Annotated in this window: 14 protein-coding genes; 11 read left to right on the top strand and 3 right to left on the bottom strand. The window is 72.6% G+C overall.

Annotation, left to right across the window (positions count from 1 at the left end):
- The first annotated feature begins 77 nt into the window (after nt 1–77).
- The 3 genes from AMK25_RS15235 to AMK25_RS15225 all read left to right on the top strand — a co-directional run bounded on the left by AMK25_RS15235 (nt 78) and on the right by AMK25_RS15225 (nt 4399).
- A complete protein-coding gene (locus AMK25_RS15235; RefSeq protein WP_073829012.1) occupies nt 78–1115 on the top strand; it encodes a hypothetical protein in 1038 nt (345 codons plus the stop codon).
- Between the two features lie 60 nt (nt 1116–1175).
- Nucleotides 1176–2708, top strand: a complete 1533-nt coding sequence (locus AMK25_RS15230; protein WP_198937551.1) for a fused MFS/spermidine synthase — start codon at nt 1176–1178, stop codon at nt 2706–2708.
- A gap of 71 nt (nt 2709–2779) precedes the next feature.
- Nucleotides 2780–4399 (top strand): serine/threonine-protein kinase, encoded by a 1620-nt coding sequence (locus AMK25_RS15225; protein ID WP_073829010.1) that lies wholly within the window; start codon nt 2780–2782, stop codon nt 4397–4399.
- Nucleotides 4400–4472: 73 nt separating this feature from the next.
- Here AMK25_RS15225 and AMK25_RS15220 read toward each other — a convergent pair whose 3' ends face one another.
- Both AMK25_RS15220 and AMK25_RS15215 read right to left on the bottom strand, forming a co-directional pair.
- Entirely contained in the window at nt 4473–5141 is a 669-nt protein-coding gene (locus AMK25_RS15220; protein WP_073829009.1) for a potassium channel family protein, read from the bottom strand.
- Nucleotides 5131–6465: a TrkH family potassium uptake protein gene (locus tag AMK25_RS15215; protein ID WP_073829008.1), complete on the bottom strand. Its 1335-nt coding sequence runs from the start codon at nt 6463–6465 to the stop codon at nt 5131–5133. The genes AMK25_RS15220 and AMK25_RS15215 overlap by 11 nt, the downstream gene beginning before the upstream one ends.
- Nucleotides 6466–6571: 106 nt before the next feature.
- Here AMK25_RS15215 and AMK25_RS15210 point away from each other — a divergent pair, with 106 nt between their 5' ends.
- Nucleotides 6572–7711, top strand: a complete 1140-nt coding sequence (locus AMK25_RS15210) for a glycerophosphodiester phosphodiesterase (RefSeq protein ID WP_073829007.1) — start codon at nt 6572–6574, stop codon at nt 7709–7711.
- Between the two features lie 366 nt (nt 7712–8077).
- Here the strand turns inward: AMK25_RS15210 and AMK25_RS15205 are convergent, their stop codons facing one another.
- Complete coding sequence (locus tag AMK25_RS15205) at nt 8078–8305, bottom strand: GntR family transcriptional regulator (RefSeq protein WP_073829006.1); 228 nt, start codon at nt 8303–8305, stop codon at nt 8078–8080.
- A 276-nt stretch (nt 8306–8581) separates the two neighbouring features.
- Between AMK25_RS15205 and AMK25_RS15200 the strand changes: the two genes are divergently transcribed.
- From AMK25_RS15200 to AMK25_RS15170, 7 genes are all read left to right on the top strand, one after another.
- On the top strand, nt 8582–9787 hold the full coding sequence (locus AMK25_RS15200; RefSeq protein WP_073829005.1) for a substrate-binding domain-containing protein: 1206 nt from the start codon (nt 8582–8584) through the stop codon (nt 9785–9787).
- Nucleotides 9788–9790: 3 nt separating this feature from the next.
- Nucleotides 9791–10534 carry an ABC transporter ATP-binding protein gene (locus tag AMK25_RS15195; RefSeq protein WP_030502915.1) on the top strand — a complete coding sequence of 248 codons (744 nt, stop codon included), beginning with the start codon at nt 9791–9793 and terminating at the stop codon, nt 10532–10534.
- A complete protein-coding gene (locus tag AMK25_RS15190) occupies nt 10534–11268 on the top strand; it encodes an ABC transporter ATP-binding protein (RefSeq protein WP_073829004.1) in 735 nt (244 codons plus the stop codon). Before AMK25_RS15195 ends, AMK25_RS15190 begins: the two co-directional genes overlap by 1 nt.
- Entirely contained in the window at nt 11265–12155 is an 891-nt protein-coding gene (locus tag AMK25_RS15185; RefSeq protein ID WP_073829003.1) for a branched-chain amino acid ABC transporter permease, read from the top strand. The genes AMK25_RS15190 and AMK25_RS15185 overlap by 4 nt, the downstream gene beginning before the upstream one ends.
- Entirely contained in the window at nt 12152–13261 is a 1110-nt protein-coding gene (locus tag AMK25_RS15180) for a branched-chain amino acid ABC transporter permease (protein ID WP_073829002.1), read from the top strand. Before AMK25_RS15185 ends, AMK25_RS15180 begins: the two co-directional genes overlap by 4 nt.
- 135 nt (nt 13262–13396) lie before the next feature.
- Nucleotides 13397–14152 carry an SDR family NAD(P)-dependent oxidoreductase gene (locus tag AMK25_RS15175; protein WP_073829001.1) on the top strand — a complete coding sequence of 252 codons (756 nt, stop codon included), beginning with the start codon at nt 13397–13399 and terminating at the stop codon, nt 14150–14152.
- Between the two features lie 80 nt (nt 14153–14232).
- Nucleotides 14233–16353, top strand: coding sequence for a RecQ family ATP-dependent DNA helicase (locus AMK25_RS15170; protein WP_073829000.1), 2121 nt, complete (start codon nt 14233–14235; stop codon nt 16351–16353).
- Nucleotides 16354–16358: the final 5 nt, after the last annotated feature.

Genomic DNA, 16358 nt, shown 5'->3' with positions numbered 1-16358 from the left:
CCAGCAGGCCGCCACCCGGCGCCGGCGGAGACGCCGCTCGGTGTACGGGGGCCGGCGGTCGACGGAAGGACCATCACGTGCCAAGGACCAGCTCTACCGGCCGGCGCGCCCGGCGGTCGCTGCTCGCCGCGCTGGCCGCGCTGGCCGTGCTGCTCGGCTCCGGCGTGGCCGCCGGGCCGGCCGCCGCCGTACCCAGCCCGAACGCCCCGAACGAGGGCGGCAGCAAGCAGCTGCGGGCGGCGCTCGAGGCCGCGGCGAAGGGCCACATCGAGGCCCAGAACAAGCTGGAGAACTCCAAGCGCCGGCAGAAGGCGCTCGACGCCCAGCTCAAGGACATCGAGGTACGCCTCGTCGGGCTCAGCGCGCAGGCCGGCGAAGTGGCCGCGCAGTCGTACCGGATGGGCCGGCTGACCGCGACGTCGATGCTGCTGGCCAGCGCCGACCCGAACGACTTCCTCAAGCGCGCGGCCGAGCTGGACGTGATGGCCCAGCGGGACAGCAAGCGGCTGCGTGAGCTGGCCGACGCGAAGGCGCAGGCGGCCGAGGCGAAGCTCGCCCTCGACGCCGAGGTGCGGGAGCAGGCCAAGCAGGTCGCGGTGCAGGCCCGCAAGAAGAAGGACGCCGAGGTGGCGCTGGCGAAGGTCAGCTCCGGCGCCGGGTCCGGGTTCAACGGCACCTCCTCGTCGGCGAAGCCCGCGCCGCGCAACTCGGACGGCTCGTGGCCGTCGGAGTCCTGCTCGGTGGACGACCCGACGCCCGCGTCCGGCTGCATCACGCCGCGCACGCTGCACATGCTCCAGCAGGCCAAGGCGGCCGGTTACAAGCGCTACGCCTCGTGTCACCGCAGCGGTGGCGGCGGCGAGCACCCCAAGGGCCGGGCCTGCGACTTCTCCGCCGCCAGCGGCGGGTTCGAGGACAAGACCGCGACCGGCGGCGACAAGGCTTACGGCGACAGCCTCGCCGCCTGGGCGAAGAACAACGCGAACCGGCTCGGCATCATGTACGTCATCTGGTATCGGCAGATCTGGATGCCGAACACCGGCTGGCGGGCGTACAGCGGCGGCGGCAGCCCGGCTGCGGACCACACAAACCATGTTCACATCTCGATGTATTGACGCGGCCCGCCGGCGGCGCTGCGTACCATCGCCACGGTGAGCAGCACATCGTCCGACGTCATGGCGGAACCGGCGGCCGACGCCCCGGTTCCGCCGCGGGCCCTCCCCAACGGGCTCGCCGCGTTCCTCGTCTTCTTCTCCAGCGGCGCGGTGCTGGTGCTGGAGACCGTCTCGTTGCGCCTGGTCGGCCCGTACGTCGGGGTGACGCTCCAGGTGACCAGCTCGGTCATCGGCATGGCGCTGGCCGCCATCGCGTACGGGGCGTGGTTCGGCGGGTGGCTCGCCGACCGGCGTGACCCGCGCACCCTGCTCGCCCCGGCGCTGGTGCTGGCCGGCATCGCCACCGCGGTCACCCTGCCGATCGTCAGGTACGCCGGTGAGGTGTTGCGCGGCGGCGCGGCGAGCGCGGTGCTCCTGCTGACCGCGCTGACGGTGGTGCTGCCGGCGGCGCTGCTGGCCGGGATCACCCCGCTCGTGGTGAAGCTTCAGCTCGCCGACCTGCGCCGCACCGGCCAGGTGGTGGGCAAGCTGTCCAGCATCGGCACGCTCGGCGGCATCACCGCCACGCTCGGCACCGGCTTCGTGCTGGTGGCCGCGCTGTCCAGCTCCGTCATCGTGCTGGGGCTCGCCGCCGCGCTCGGGGTGACCGGGCTGGCGCTCGGCGTCTGGCTGCGACGGCAGGCCGGCGCCGGCGGGCCGTCCACGCCGGGCCGGGTCAAGGCCGCGCTGGCGTTGCTCGGTCTCGCCGCCGCCGGGCTCACCGCGGCGGCCCCGAACCCGTGCGACGTGGAGACCGCGTACCACTGCGCCCGGGTCGAGGTGGACCCGTCGTGGCCGCAGGGGCGCACGCTCTACCTCAACTCGGCCGAGCACTCCTACGTCGACCTGAACGAGCCGAAGCACCTGAAGTACGCGTACACGCAGTGGATCGGCCTGGTCGCGGACGTGGCGCGGCCGGCGAAGCAGCCGATGGACGCGCTGCACCTGGGCGGCGGCGGCTTCACCGTGCCGAACTACCTGGCCGCGACCCGGCCCGGCACCGACAACCTGGTGTTCGAGCTCGACGGCGGGCTGGTCGAGCTGGACCGGCGGGAGCTGGGCCTGCGCACCGGCCCGCGGATGCGCGCCGAGGTGGGCGACGCGCGGGTGCTGCTGCGTGACGAGCCGACCGACAGCCGCGACTTCATCGTCGGCGACGCGTTCGGTCACCTGGTGGTGCCGTGGCACCTGGCCACCCGGGAGATGGCCGCCGACATCCGGCGGGTGCTGCGCCCGGACGGGATCTACGTGCAGAACGTCATCGACTATCCGCCGGGCCGGTTCATCCGGGCCGAGCTGGCCACTGTGAAGGCCGAGTTCGCGCACGTCGCGCTGATCGCGCCGCCCGGCGCGATCGACGGGGAGCAGGGCGCCAACTTCGTGATCGTCGCCTCGGACGCGCCGCTGCCGCTGGCCGCGATCCCGCCCGGGCTGAAGCTGCTGCCCGAGCGGGCCGAGCTGATGGACGAGGCGCGGGTGACCGAATGGGTGGGCGACGCGATGGTGCTCACCGACGACTACGCGCCGGTGGACCAACTCCTGGCGACCGCCTGAACGGGTGACTTTCCTGACCGATTCCGACCGCTGAGGTGTACCGGGGCCCACTTCGGGCAACAGGACCGACCATGGGTGGACCGGTCAGGAACGGCGTACAACTGCTCGGCGAGCGATACCGGCTCGTCGAGCAGTTGGGTGCGGGCGGCATGTCGGTCGTCTGGCGCGGTTACGACGAGGTGCTGGGCCGGCAGGTGGCGGTCAAGGTGCTGGCCTCGCGGCTGGCCAGCGACAAGGCGTTCCGGCACCGGATCCGGGTGGAGGCGCAGGCCGCCGCGCGGCTGTGCCACCCCAACATCACCAACGTGTACGACTACGGCGAGTCGGTCCAGGTCGGGCTGACCGTGCCGTACGTGGTCATGGAGCTGGTCGACGGCGGTCCGCTCAGCGGGCGGCTCGGCCGCGACGGGCAGCTTCCCTGGCGGGAGGCGATGACCATCGGCGCGGAGGTCGCCTCGGCGCTGGCCGCCGCGCACGCCCGCGGCGTCGTGCACCGGGACGTGACCCCGGGCAACGTGATGCTCACGCCGACCGGCGTGAAGGTCGTCGACTTCGGCATCTCGGCGCTGGTGGGGGAGAGCGACAAGGGGCCGGACGGCGCGCTGCTCGGCACGCCCGCGTACCTGGCGCCGGAACGGCTGGACAACGGGCACGTCTCGCCCGCCACCGACGTGTACGCGGTCGGGCTGCTGCTGTACCGGATGCTCACCGGCCGCCTGCCGTGGCAGGCCAGCACCACCACCGAGATGCTGCGCGCGCACATGTACCGCGACCCGGACCCGATGCCGCCGGTGCCGGGCCTGCCCGAGCCGGTCGCCGCGCTGGTGCAGCGGTGCCTGGCCAAGCGGCCCGAGGACCGCCCGGCCACCGCCGAGGTGGCCCGTACGCTCGCCGAGGCGGCCGGGATCGCGGCCGTCGTGCCGGTGTCGCCCGCGTTCGGCCGGCTGGACCCGGCGCTCGCCGAGAACGCCGGCACCACGATCCTGCCCTGGTCGGCGGAGACCGACGCGCTGCCGTTCTCGGTGGTCCGCACCCGCACGAGGCGGGCGGTGGCGCGGCGGCGCAAGGTGGAGGCCGGGGTGGCCGCCGTCGGACTGATCGCGGTCACCGCCACGCTGTGGGGGCTGACGTCGCGGAGCCCGGCCAGCGGCGGCGTCGAGCCGACCGAGGCGCGGATGAGCCTGCCCGAGCCGACGCCCTGCGCTGTCGACTACTCGCTGCGCCGTGACACCGGCAAGGAGTTCGCCGCCGAGCTGACGCTCACCAACACCGGCGACCGCGAGCTGCGGGGCTGGACCATGAACTTCACGTTCCCCGGCAAGCAGACGGTCACCACGTCCAAGCCACTGGCGCGGCAGGCGGGGCGTACCGTGTCGATTCCCGCGCCCACCGCGACCCCGGCGCTGGCCCCCGGCGCGTCGGCGAAGCTCACGCTGGCCGGCCGCTACACCGGGAGCAACACGCTGCCGGTGGCGTTCACCGTCGGTGGCAAGAGCTGCGACGTGCAGGTGTCCGGGATCGCCGGCTCGGCGCCCACCACCGCGCCGCCGGTGAAGACGCCGGTCAAGCCGGCCACCAAGTCCACCGCCAAGAGCGGGCCGGCGAAGGCGAAGCCGGCGCCGCCGAAATCGAAGCCCAAGGCCGCGCCGAAGCCCAAGGGCAAGGAGAACGGCAAGGGAAAAGCACAGTAGACCGGCCGAAGGGAGGTGGGCCCGGCAAGGGCAAGGGTCCGAAGAAGGCCTGACGATCGGGTCGGCGCCGTCATCACGTCAGCGCGGAGAAGCGCTGCACCTGGGAGATGCCGCCCTCCACGATGAGCACGCTGTCCGCCGTCAGCACCGTGTCCGGTCCGACGTACCGGAACGGTTCCCCGGCCTGCTTCTCGCCCACCACCATCACGCCGTACCGGTCCTGCGGCGCGATGTCGCGCAGCGCCCGCCCGACCAGCGGCGCCGGCACCTTGATCTTGGCGATGGCGAAGTCGTCGTCGAACTCGATGAAGTCGAGCATCCGGCTGACGATCAGGTGCGCCACCCGCTCGCCGGTCTCCTGCTCGGGGAAGACCACGTGGTGTGCGCCGACCGAGTGCAGGATCTTCGCGTGCTTCTCCGAGGTGGCCCGCGCCCAGATCTGTGCGATCCCCAGCTCGGCCAGGGCCAGTACGGTGAGCACGCTCGCCTCCAGCGACGCCCCGATCGCGACCACCACCCGGCCGAAGTCCGCCAGCCCGAGCTGGCGCAGCACCACCTCCTCGGTGGTGTCCGCCTGCACCACCCGATCCAGGTCGGCCGACCAGTGCTGGACCCGGTTCGGGTCGTGGTCGATCGCCAGCACCTCGTAACCGAGCCGGGACAGGGACTCCGCCAGGCGCGAGCCGAACCGGCCCAGGCCGATCACCGCGATGCCGGTCTCCTCCGGATGTCTAGCCGACAATGGGTTGCTCCTCCGGGTAGCGGTACAGCCGTCGACGGGTGTTCAACGCGATGGCCGAGCCGAGCGTGAGCGGCCCGATCCGGCCGATGTACATGAGCGCGGTCAGCACGTACTGCCCGGGCGGGGAGAGCTGCCCGGACACCCCGACGGTCAGTCCGGTGGTGCTGAACGCGGAGGTGACCTCGAACAACGCGGCCGAGAACGACACGTGCGAGGTCAACCCGATCAGGCCGACCGTCCCGCCGGCCACCAGCGCCACGCTCAGCAGCGCCACGGTCAGCGCCTGCCGCTGGCTGGCCGCCGCCACCCGGCGGCGCCCGACGGTGGTGTCCAGCTCGCCGCGCAGCTCGGCCCAGATGGCGAAGCCGAGCAGGAAGAACGTGGAGACCTTGATGCCGCCGGCGGTGCTGGCGCTGCCGCCGCCGATGAACATCAGGCCGATCAGCATGGGGTAGCTCTCGTCGGTGAGCCGCCCGACGTTTATGACGTCGAAGCCGCCGGTACGGCTCAACGCGATCTGGGTGAACGAGGCCAGCAGCTTGCCCGGCACGTCGAAGGTGCCGATCGTGAACGGGTTGCCCCACTCGGCCATCAGCAGGTAGGCGACGCCGAAGACGGTCAGCACCACACTGCCCCAGATGGTCAGCTTCGTGGCGACCGCCCAGCGCGCCGGCTGCCGCCACTCGCGTACCGCCTCGAACAGCGCCGGAAAACCGAGGCCGCCGATGATCGCGCCGATGCTGAGCGGCAGCGCCACCCAGCCGTCGCGGGAGAACGCGATCAGGCCGTCGGAGTAGAGCGCGAAGCCGCCGTTGTTGAACGCCTGCACCGAGTGGAACACCGCCGACCAGAGCGCCCGGCCCGGCCGGTAGTCGTACGCCAGGAACAGGCGCGCGGCGATCACCGCCGTCATCAGGGCCTCGGTGACGAAGACGGTGGCCGCGATGCGCAACAGCAGCCGGCGTACGTCGCCGAGGCCGAACTCGGCGGTCTCCGCCTGCACGAGCAGCCGGTTACGCAGACCGAGCTGACGGGACACCGCCAGGATCACCAGCGACGCCCCGGTCAGGATGCCCAGACCGCCGAGCTGCGTCAGCACGGTGATCATCACGAGCCCGAAGCCGTTCCAGTAGTTCGGCGTGTCGGTCACCGCCATCCCGGTCACCGACACCGCCGACGTGGACGTGAACAGCGCGGTGACGAACGGGGTGTACCGCTGCTGGCTCGTCGCCCAGGGCAGCATCAGCAGACCGGTGCCGACCAGGATCACCGCCAGGAACCCCAACGGCACCAGCCGTACGGGCTTCCGGAGCAGGCGGCGCATCCCGTCATCTTCCGTCCCGAGATTCACCGGCAGGTCAGGAACCGACCAACTGGCGGTCAACCACGCCCGGTCTGCTGTGCGTACCCATCGACGACAGGAGACGGCGTTGCGACGTACCCTTTCCGCCCTCGGCGTGGCCGGCGCGCTGCTCGCGGCGGCCGCTGTGCTGGTCCCGGCCGTGGCCGCCCAGGCCGGCCCGGACCACCGCGCCGCCGGCCCGGACACCCGCGCCGAGCAGGCTCGCGCCCTCCAGCGGCCGATCGTGATCGGCCACCGCGGCGCGAGCGGCTACCGCCCGGAGCACACCCTGGAGGCCTACCGGCTCGCCATCCGCCAGGGCGCCGACTTCGTCGAGCCGGACCTGGTCTCGACGAAGGACGGCGTCCTGGTCGCGCGGCACGAGAACGAGATCTCCGGTACGACCGACGTGGCCGCCCGCCCCGAGTTCGCCGCCCGCAAGGCGACGAAGACCATCGATGGGGTCACCGTCACCGGCTGGTTCACCGAGGACTTCACGCTGGCCGAGCTGAAGACGCTGCGGGCCAAGGAGCGGCTGCCGCAGGTGCGGGTCGCCAACACCGCGTTCGACGGGAAGTTCCAGATCCCGACGTTCCAGGAGGTCATCGACCTGGCGCGGGCCGAGTCGAAGGCCCGGGGCCGGACCATCGGCGTATACCCGGAGACCAAGCACCCCACCTACTTCGCCTCGATCGGCCGCCCGCTGGAGGAGCCGCTGGTCGCGGTGCTGCGCCGCAACCGGCTCACCCACCGCGCCGACCCGGTGTTCGTCCAGAGCTTCGAGACCGCCAACCTGCGCAAGCTCCACAAGATGATCGACGTACGGCTGGTGCAGCTCATGGACGCGAGCGGCGCGCCCTACGACTTCGTCGCGGGCGGCGACAAGCGGACGTACGCGGACCTGGCCACGCCCGCCGGACTGGCCTGGATCTCCCGGTACGCCGACGGCGTCGGCCTGAACAAGAACCTGATCGTGCCCCGGGACTCCGCCGGACGGCTGCTCGCGCCGACAGCGGTGATCCGCGACGCGCACCGGCAGAAGCTGGTGGTGCACGCGTGGACGTTCCGGGCCGAGAACCAGTTCCTGCCGGTGGACTTCCGGATCGGCGCCGACCCGAACGCGCGTGGGGACATCACGTCCGAGTACGAGCTGTTCTTCGACCTGGGCCTGGACGGCGTGTTCAGCGACCACCCAGACACGGCGGTTGCCGCCCGAGCCGGCCGCTGACCCTGCTCTCTTTTCCGGGGTGCCCGCCGATCCGGCGGGCACCCCGTCCACGTGCTCGGTTCCGTCGCGCTCGCCCGCTCCCGAGATCTTGGTACGAAACGGCCCCCCGAGGGGCCATCCCGTACCAAGATCTCGGGCCGCTCCATCGATCTTGGACTTGTGGTGCCTCGCGTAAGCCGCGAACCGGGCATCTGAGGCGCCACAACTCCAAGATCGGCGGGGCGGGCGGGGCGGGCGGGGCGGGGCGGGGACGGGCGGGGTGAGGGGTGCGCTCGGCGGGGCTCGGCGGGGCGGGGCGGGCGCCACCTCGGGGAAGTGGCTGCTTCCGGGCGCGATGATGCCGCCACTTCGGCGTAGTGGAGTTGATCAGGCTGGCGGTTCGGCTACGTAGGTGCCTCGGCCGGGCTGGCCGGTGATCAGCTCGCGATCGTGCAGCAGCGACATCGCACGGTAGGCCGTGTTCATGTGGACGCCGTAGGTCTCGGCCAACTCGCGGGTGGAGGGCAGCCGGTCGCCCGGCTTCAGCTCGCCACTCTTGATCTTCGCGGCGATGTCGTTGGCGATACGGCGGAACGGTGCTTCTGCTGTGGGCATGGTGGGACTCCGGTTGGTCCGGCGAATCCGGTCCCGTCCTGCCTACACGGGCACTGCGACCCGGCGCGCGATGGCGTGGGACGACATTCCCGGCGAGGTGCGCGTGGTGGGTGTGGCCATCCCGGGTCGGTGCGGTTACGTGTCGATGTCCGGCGCTGTAACGAGCGGCCACCCCGTCCTGGGCACTTGTGTGCGCCGACCACATAGCCCGTGGGTGACGTCACTTCTAGCGTGAGCCGACAACTGACATTCCTCCTGTCCTCACCTGGAGTCGCAATGACGATCCGGCACACGCGACGGGTGTTCCTTACCGCCGCCACCTCGGTGGCGGTCGCTCTGGCCGCCACGGCCTGTGGCAGCCCGCAGGACACCGCATCCGGCGGCGGCGATGACGCCGCCCCGGTCAAGGTCGGTCTGGTCTACTCCCAGTCCGGCCCGCTGGCCAGCTACGGCAAGCAGTACATCGAGGGCTTCAAGGCGGGCCTCGACTTCGCCACCAAGGGCACCGGCAAGGTCGGTGACCGCACGATCGAGGTGACCGAGGCCGACGACGCGGGCGACCCGGCCAAGGCCGTGTCCGCCGCGAAGGACCTGATCGGCAAGGGTACGAAGATCATCGCCGGGTCCACCTCCTCCGGGGTGGCGCTCCAGGTCGCGCCGATCGCCGCGCAGAACAAGGTGCTGTTCATCTCCGGTCCGGCCGCCACGGACGCGGTGACCGGCGCGAACAAGTACACGTTCCGCTCCGGACGGCAGTCCTGGCAGGACGTGGTGACCGCCCGGTCGTTCATCGGCGACGCGGGAGGCAAGAAGGTCGTCGTGTTCGCGCAGGACGGCGCGTTCGGCGACGCGAACGAGGCCGCCGTCAAGGCCGTCATCGGGGGCGCCGGCGCGAACGTGAGCAGCGTCCGGGCCCCGGCCAGCGCCACCGAGTTCACGCCGTTCGCCAGCCAGATCAAGGCCGCCAAGCCGGATCTGCTCTTCGTCGCCTGGGCCGGCACGACCGCCGGCGCCATGTGGCAGACGCTCGACCAGCAGGGCGTCCTCGCCTCCACCACTGTCGTCACCGGCCTGGACATCCGCGCCTCGTGGCCGACGTTCGGCGCGGCCGGCAGCAAGATCTCGTTCCTGTCGCACTACTTCGACGGCGCCAGCGACACCGAGGCCGCGAAGGCCGCGAAGGCGAAGGTGCCGGGCGGCACGCTCGACCTGTTCCACCCGGACGGGTTCGCCGCCGCGCAGATGGTCGTCCGCGCCGTGCAGGAGGGCGGCGACGACGTGGAGAAGATGGTCAAGGCGCTTGAGGGCTGGGAGTTCGAGGGCGTCAAGGGCACCATGAAGATCCGCGCCGAGGACCACGCCCTGCTCCAGCCGATGTACCAGGCCAAGCTCTCCGGCAGCGGCACCACCTTCACGGCGACCGCGCAGAAGTCGCTCACCGGTGACGAGAGCGCGCCGCCGGTCGCGCAGATGAAGGGCTGACCGATGCTCGCCACCCGCGGTCTGACCTGGCGGATCGGTGAGGTCGCCATCGTCGACTCCGTCTACCTCGATCTGGCGCCGGGGGAGTTCCTCGGCGTGATCGGGCCCAACGGCGCCGGCAAGACCTCCCTGTTCAACCTGATCACCGGCCTGCGCCGGCCCACCGAGGGCACGGTTCTGCTGGACGGCGCGGACATCACCGCGCTTCCGCCGCACCGGCGTGCCCGGCTCGGACTGGGGCGTACCTTCCAGGCGTCCTCGGTCTTCGGCTCGCTGACCGTGCGGGAGAACGTCCGGCTGGCCGTACAGGCACACCGGGGTGGCTCGATGAAGCTGTGGCGGCGGGCGGCGGCCGACCGGGAGGTGGCCGCCGCCGCCGACGCGGCGCTCGACCGGGTCGGCCTGCACCACAGGGGTACGGCGCTCGCCGGCACCCTGGCCCACGGCGAGAAGCGCAAGCTGGAGATCGCGCTGCTTCTCGCCGGGGAGCCCCGCGTGATGCTGCTGGACGAGCCGATGGCCGGGGTCAGCGCCGAGGACGTGCCCGAACTCGTCAGCGTGATCAAGTCGCTGACCGGCGACAGCGGCCGGGCGGTCCTCATGGTGGAACACCACATGGACGTGATCCTGGAGCTGGCCGACCGGATCGCCGTGATGCACCACGGCGCGCTGCTGGCGTGCGACACCCCGGAGACCGTGATGGCGAACGCCACCGTGCAGGAGGCGTACCTGGGGGAGGCCCTCTGATGACCGAACCTGTCCTGTCCGTGGCGGACCTGTCCGTGCGGATCGCCGGGCTGCACATCCTCCAGGGCGTGTCGTTCGAGGTCGCGCCCACCGGCGTGACGGTGCTGCTCGGGCGCAACGGCGTCGGCAAGACCACCACGCTGCGCGCGATCGTCGGACTGACGCCGCGCGGCGGCGAGGTGCGCGGCAGCGTACGCATGGGGGCGCGCAGCCTGCTGGCCCGCCCCACCCACCGGCTGGTCCGCGACGGCCTCGGCTACGTGCCGGAGGACCGCTGCGTCTTCGCCGGGCTCACCGTCGCGGAGAACCTGCGGCTTGCCGAACGGCGCGGTGTCGCGCCCGCGTACGACAAGGTCTTCGCGCTTTTCCCGGAGCTGGAGCGGCGCGGACGGCAGCGGGCCGGCTCGCTGTCCGGCGGGCAGCAGCAGATGCTCGCGATCGGCCGGGTGCTGCTCAACGACAACCGGCTGCTGCTTGTCGACGAGCCGACGAAAGGGCTGGCGCCGAAGGTGGTGACCGAGGTGGCCGAGGTGCTGGAACGGGTGGCGGAATCCGTGCCGGTGCTGCTGGTCGAGCAGAACCTGGCGGTGGTACGGCGGCTGGCGACCGACGCGGTGGTGCTCTCCGCCGGCAAGGTCGCGTGGACCGGCGACGCCGGGGAGCTGTTGCTGGAGACCGCGTTGACGAAGTCGTTGCTCGGTGTGGGTTCTGGCTCCGGGGAGGTGCACGCGTGAACACCGTGGTTCTGCTGACGCTGACCGGGCTGGGCCTGGCGGCGCTCTATTTCCTCGTCGCCTCCGGCCTGTCCCTGGTGTTCGGCCTCGCCGACGTGCTCAACTTCGCGCACGGGCTGTTCCTCGGCGTCGGCGCGTACGCGACGTGGTGGGCCTCGGGCAACCTGCCCGGCGCCGGGCCGGACGGGTTCGGCTTCGTGCTCGCTGTCGTCTTCGGTGTGCTGGCCGGTTCGCTCGTCGCGGTGCTCGTGGAACTGGTGCTGATCCGGCCGCTCTACTCCCGCACCATCGAGCAGGTGCTCGTCACCGTCGGCCTGTCGCTCGCCGGGGTGGCGCTGCTCCAGGCCACCTGGGGCGCCGACCCGCGGCCGTTCCCGCGCCCGGACTGGAGCCGGGATGTCACATCGGTGGTCGGCGCCCAGGTGCCGAACGCCGGGCTGCTGCTGATCGTCGCCGCCGTCGTGGTGCTCGGCGCGCTGCTGGCGTTCCTGCGCTGGACCCGGTACGGCCTGATCATCCGGGCCGGGGTGGAGAACCGGGAGATGGTGACGGCGCTCGGCATCGACGTGCGCAAGGCGTTCACGCTGGTCTTCGCGATCGGCGGGGCCGCCGCCGCGCTGGCCGGCGCGCTCGGCGGCGTCTACTTCGGCACCGTCTCGCCGGGGCAGGGCGGCTCGCTGCTGATCTTCGCCTTCATCGTGGTGGTGATCGGCGGGATGGGCTCGGTGGTCGGGTCCGCGTACGCGGCGGTCGCGGTGGGGCTGCTGCAACAGTTCGTCAACTACTACGGCACGTCCGGGCTGGGCGACCTGTGCGTGGTCGGTCTGCTCGCCGTGGTGCTGCTGCTGCGTCCGCAGGGCCTGGCCGGAAAGGTGGCTCACGCATGACCAACTCGGTGGTCGACGCGCCTCCGGCGCAGGTGCCCGACGAACTGACCCCCGGGCGTTCCCGCTGGCACGGACTGCGCCCGTACCTGCCGCTGGTCGCGCTCGTGGTGGCGGCGATCCTGCCGTACTCCACACTGCACCTGCCGGGCATCTTCGAAGGGCCGCTGAACTCGCCGGGAACGCTGCAACTGCTCGCCATCTGCCTGGTCTTCGGCGGGCTCGCGGCCGGCTACGACCTGCTGTTCGGGCGTACCGGAATGCTCTCCTTCGGGCACGCCCTCTACTTTGCCGCCGGGGTCTACGGCACGGACATCCTGGTCACCAAGGCCGGGCTGCCGCTGTGGCAGGCCGCCGTGCTCACGGTGATCGGCGGGACCACGCTCGCCGCGCTGCTCGGCGCGGTGGCGCTGCGTACGGTGGGCATCGCGTTCGCCATGGTGACGCTGGCGTTCGCGCAGGTCGGGGCGATCCTGGTGGCCCGCGACTTCGGCGGCCTCACCGGCGGCGAGGAAGGGCTGCCGCTGGACGTCTCAGGGCTGCCGTCGGCGCTGGTTGGTGTCACCAACACGGTGAACCTGTACTGGCTGGCGCTGGCGTACCTGGCCATAGTGGTCCTGGTCGTGCACCGGGTCAGCGCCTCGCCGACCGGGCGGGTGCTGGCCGGGCTGCGCGACGACGAGCGGCGCATCGGCGTGCTCGGGCTCGACCCGTACCGGTTCAAGCTGGTCGCGTTCACGCTCGCCGGCGGGCTCGCGTCGGCCGGTGGGGTGGTCTACGTGCTGATCGTCGGCGGCGCCAGCCCGCACATCACCTCGTCGGAGCTGACGCTGTCGCTGCTGGTCATGGTGGTGCTCGGCGGACCCGGTACGCGGTGGGGGCCGGTGCTGGGCGGCGTCCTCTACATGTACCTGGACCACCGGCTCACCGCGTTCGGCAGCAGCGATGCGGTGAACAGCCTGCCCGCGTTCCTCAGCCACCCGCTGAGCCAGCCCCTGTTCGTCCTGGGCACGGTCTTCATCCTGGCCGTCTACTTCTTCCCCGGCGGCCTGGCCAGCCTCCGCTCTCGCCTGACCCCCGTCCTGACCGCCCTCCGACGCCCTCGCTGACCTCGCTGACCTCCGCCACGCCCCGGCGATCATGAAGTTAACGGCGCGACACGCCGTGTCCGGCCGCGCTAACTTCATGATCGACCGGGGCAAGGTCGTGGCGGGGCCGGGCAGGACGCGCGGAGGGGAGCGGTCATGGGGGAGCGGGAGCGGCGGCTGGCCGTGGTCAGTGGGGGTGGGACCGGGATCGGGGCGGCCGTGGCACGGGGGCTCGTGGGCGACGGGTTCGACGTTCTCGTGGTGGGGCGGCGGGGTGACGTGCTCGACTCCGCGGCGCGGCGGATCTGTGCCGAGAGTGGGCGGGACGGGGCGGTCACCGCTGTCGTTGCTGACCTGACCGACCCCGGTCAGGTCGGCGCGGTGGTGGACGCCGTCGGGGAGCGCGCCGTGGACGCGGTCGTCAACAACGCCGGTGGCTACCTGGGCGGGTCGACCGACTCGCTCGCCGGGGTGGCGGACTGGTGGCGGGCCAACCTGGACGCCAACGTGCTCACCGCCGTACTGCTCACCGAGGCGCTGCTGCCCGCCCTGCGCCGCCCCGGCGGCCGGGTGGTCCTGCTCAGCTCGATCGCCGCGCAGCGCGGTGGCGCCGGGCCGTACTCGGCCGCGAAGGCCGCGCTGCACGGCTGGGCGTACGACCTGGCCGCCCAGCTCGGCCCGGACCAGATCACCGTCAACGTGGTCAGCCCCGGCTACGTGGCCGAGACCGAGTTCTTCGGCGACCGGATGACGCCCGAGGGGCACGCCAAGCGCGTGGCCGCCACGCTCGTCGGCCGGGCCGGTGTGCCGGACGACATCGCGGCTGCGGTCAGCTACCTGGTCGGCCCGTCCGCCGGGTACGTCACCGGGCAGGTGCTCGGCGTCAACGGCGGTTCCGTCCTCGGCCGCTGACACGCGGAAGGGCCCCGTGTGGCCGCCGCCCAGCCGCCCGAGCCGCCGGTGACGTCCGCCGTCCCTGGTAGAAATGCCGGATGAGCCAGGATCGGACGGCCGTACGGGAACGCGCCGAAGCGGTACTGCGACGGCTGGCGGGTGACCACGCCCGGCTGCGCGAGGACCAGTGGCGGGCCATCGAGGCGCTCGTGATCGACCGGCGGCGGGTGCTCTGCGTGCAGCGCACCGGCTGGGGCAAGTCGGCCGTCTACTTCGTGGCCACAGCGCTGCTGCGCGAGGGCAACCAGCACGGGCCGACGGTGATCGTCTCGCCGCTGCTGGCGCTGATGCGTAACCAGGTCGAGTCCGCCGCCCGCGCCGGCATCCGGGCCCGCACCATCAACTCGGCGAACCTCGACGAGTGGGACGAGATCACCGCGGAGATCCACGCCGGGGCCGTCGACGTGCTGCTGATCAGCCCGGAGCGGCTGAACAACCCGGACTTCCGCGACGGCGTCCTGCCGAAGCTGGCCGCCACCACCGGGCTGCTGGTGGTGGACGAGGCGCACTGCGTCTCCGACTGGGGGCACGACTTCCGCCCCGACTACCGGCGGCTGCGCACGTTCCTGGCGAACCTGCCCGAGCGCACCCCCGTGCTCGCCACCACCGCCACCGCCAACGCCCGGGTCACCCAGGACGTGGCCGAGCAACTGGGCGACGCCCTGGTGCTGCGGGGCACGCTGGACCGGGAGTCGCTGCGCCTGGGCGTACTCGATCTGCCGAGCGCGGCGCACCGCCTGGCCTGGCTGGCCGACCACCTGGACCGGCTCCCCGGCTCGGGGATCGTCTACACGCTCACCGTGGCGGCGGCCACCGAGACTGCCGACTTCCTGCGCGGCCGGGGCTGGTCGGTCGCCTCCTACACCGGGCAGGCCGAGGACGCCGACCGGCGGGCCGCCGAACAGGACCTGCTCGACAACAAGATCAAGGCGCTGGTCGCCACCAGCGCGCTCGGCATGGGCTTCGACAAACCCGACCTCGGCTTCGTGGTGCACCTGGGCGCGCCGCCGTCGCCGATCGCCTACTACCAGCAGGTCGGCCGCGCCGGCCGGGCCGTCGAGCACGCCGAGGTGCTGCTGCTGCCCGGTGTGGAGGACGCGGCCATCTGGCGGTACTTCGCCTCGCTCGCCTTTCCGCCCGAGGAGCAGGTCCGCGCCGTGCTCGCCGCGCTGGACACCGAGCGGCCGATCTCCACCCAGGCCCTGGAACCGGTGGTCGACCTGCGCCGGGCCCGGCTGGAGCTGATGCTCAAGGTGCTCGACGTGGACGGCGCGGTCCGCCGGGTGCGCGGCGGCTGGCTCGCCACCGGCGAGCCCTGGGTCTACGACGAGGCCCGGTTGCGGCGCGTCGCCGACGCGCGCGCCGCCGAGCAGCGGGCCATGCGGGAGTACGCCTCGACGTCCGGCTGCCGGATGCGCTACCTGCGGGAAGGGCTGGACGACACCGGGGCGGCCGACTGCGGGCGGTGCGACAACTGCGCCGGGCCGCTGTTCGACGCGGCCGTCTCCGACGAGGCGCTCACCGCCGCGCAGACGTTCCTCGGGCGCCCCGGCGTCACGATCCCGCCGAAGAAGCTCTGGCCGACCGGGTTGGACGCGGTGGGCGTACCCCTGAAGGGCCGCATCCCCCCGGCGGAGCAGGCGCTGCCCGGCCGGGCCGTGGGACGCCTCTCCGACCTGGGGTGGGGCGGGCGGTTGCGCGGGCTGGTCGGGCCGGAGGCGCCCGACGGCCCGGTGCCCGACGACGTGGTGACGGCAGTGGTCGAGGTGCTGAAGGCGTGGGCGCACGGCGACGACCCGTGGCCCCGGCGCCCGGTGGGCGTGGTCGCGGTCGGCTCCCGGACGCGACCGCTGCTGGTCGGCTCGCTCGCCGAGCGGATCGCCGCCGTGGGCCGGCTGCCGCTGCTCGGCCACGTCGTCCCGGCCGGTCCGTCCGGCGGCGGCGGGCCGCGAGGTAACAGCGCCCAGCGGGTACGCACGCTGCACGACGCCTTCCGCCTGCCGGACGAGCTGGCCGACGCGCTGCCGGGGCTGGAAGGGCCGGTGCTGCTGGTGGACGACCTGGTCGACTCGGGCTGGACCATGGCCATGGTGGCGCGGCTGCTGCGCCGGGCCGGCGCGCCGGACGTGCTGCCGCTGGCGCTCGCGGTGGCTGCCTGACCCGT

The organism is Micromonospora sp. TSRI0369 (assembly GCF_001905625.1).
Classification (GTDB): Bacteria; Actinomycetota; Actinomycetes; order Mycobacteriales; family Micromonosporaceae; genus Micromonospora; species Micromonospora echinospora_A.
Note: the sequence above shows the minus strand (reverse complement) of the source record. Positions and strands in the feature narration are given on the sequence as shown.

What these genes read in the sequence shown, in the direction of transcription:
- AMK25_RS15200 (WP_073829005.1), top strand. Translation starts at nt 8,582, where the DNA reads ATGACGATCCGGCACACGCGACGGGTGTTCCTTACCGCCGCCACCTCG.
- AMK25_RS15190 (WP_073829004.1), top strand. Translation starts at nt 10,534, where the DNA reads ATGACCGAACCTGTCCTGTCCGTGGCGGACCTGTCCGTGCGGATCGCC.
- AMK25_RS15215 (WP_073829008.1), bottom strand. Translation starts at nt 6,465, where the DNA reads ATGCGCCGCCTGCTCCGGAAGCCCGTACGGCTGGTGCCGTTGGGGTTC.
- AMK25_RS15175 (WP_073829001.1), top strand. Translation starts at nt 13,397, where the DNA reads ATGGGGGAGCGGGAGCGGCGGCTGGCCGTGGTCAGTGGGGGTGGGACC.
- AMK25_RS15180 (WP_073829002.1), top strand. Translation starts at nt 12,152, where the DNA reads ATGACCAACTCGGTGGTCGACGCGCCTCCGGCGCAGGTGCCCGACGAA.
- AMK25_RS15195 (WP_030502915.1), top strand. Translation starts at nt 9,791, where the DNA reads ATGCTCGCCACCCGCGGTCTGACCTGGCGGATCGGTGAGGTCGCCATC.
- AMK25_RS15230 (WP_198937551.1), top strand. Translation starts at nt 1,176, where the DNA reads ATGGCGGAACCGGCGGCCGACGCCCCGGTTCCGCCGCGGGCCCTCCCC.
- AMK25_RS15225 (WP_073829010.1), top strand. Translation starts at nt 2,780, where the DNA reads ATGGGTGGACCGGTCAGGAACGGCGTACAACTGCTCGGCGAGCGATAC.
- AMK25_RS15170 (WP_073829000.1), top strand. Translation starts at nt 14,233, where the DNA reads ATGAGCCAGGATCGGACGGCCGTACGGGAACGCGCCGAAGCGGTACTG.
- AMK25_RS15205 (WP_073829006.1), bottom strand. Translation starts at nt 8,305, where the DNA reads ATGCCCACAGCAGAAGCACCGTTCCGCCGTATCGCCAACGACATCGCC.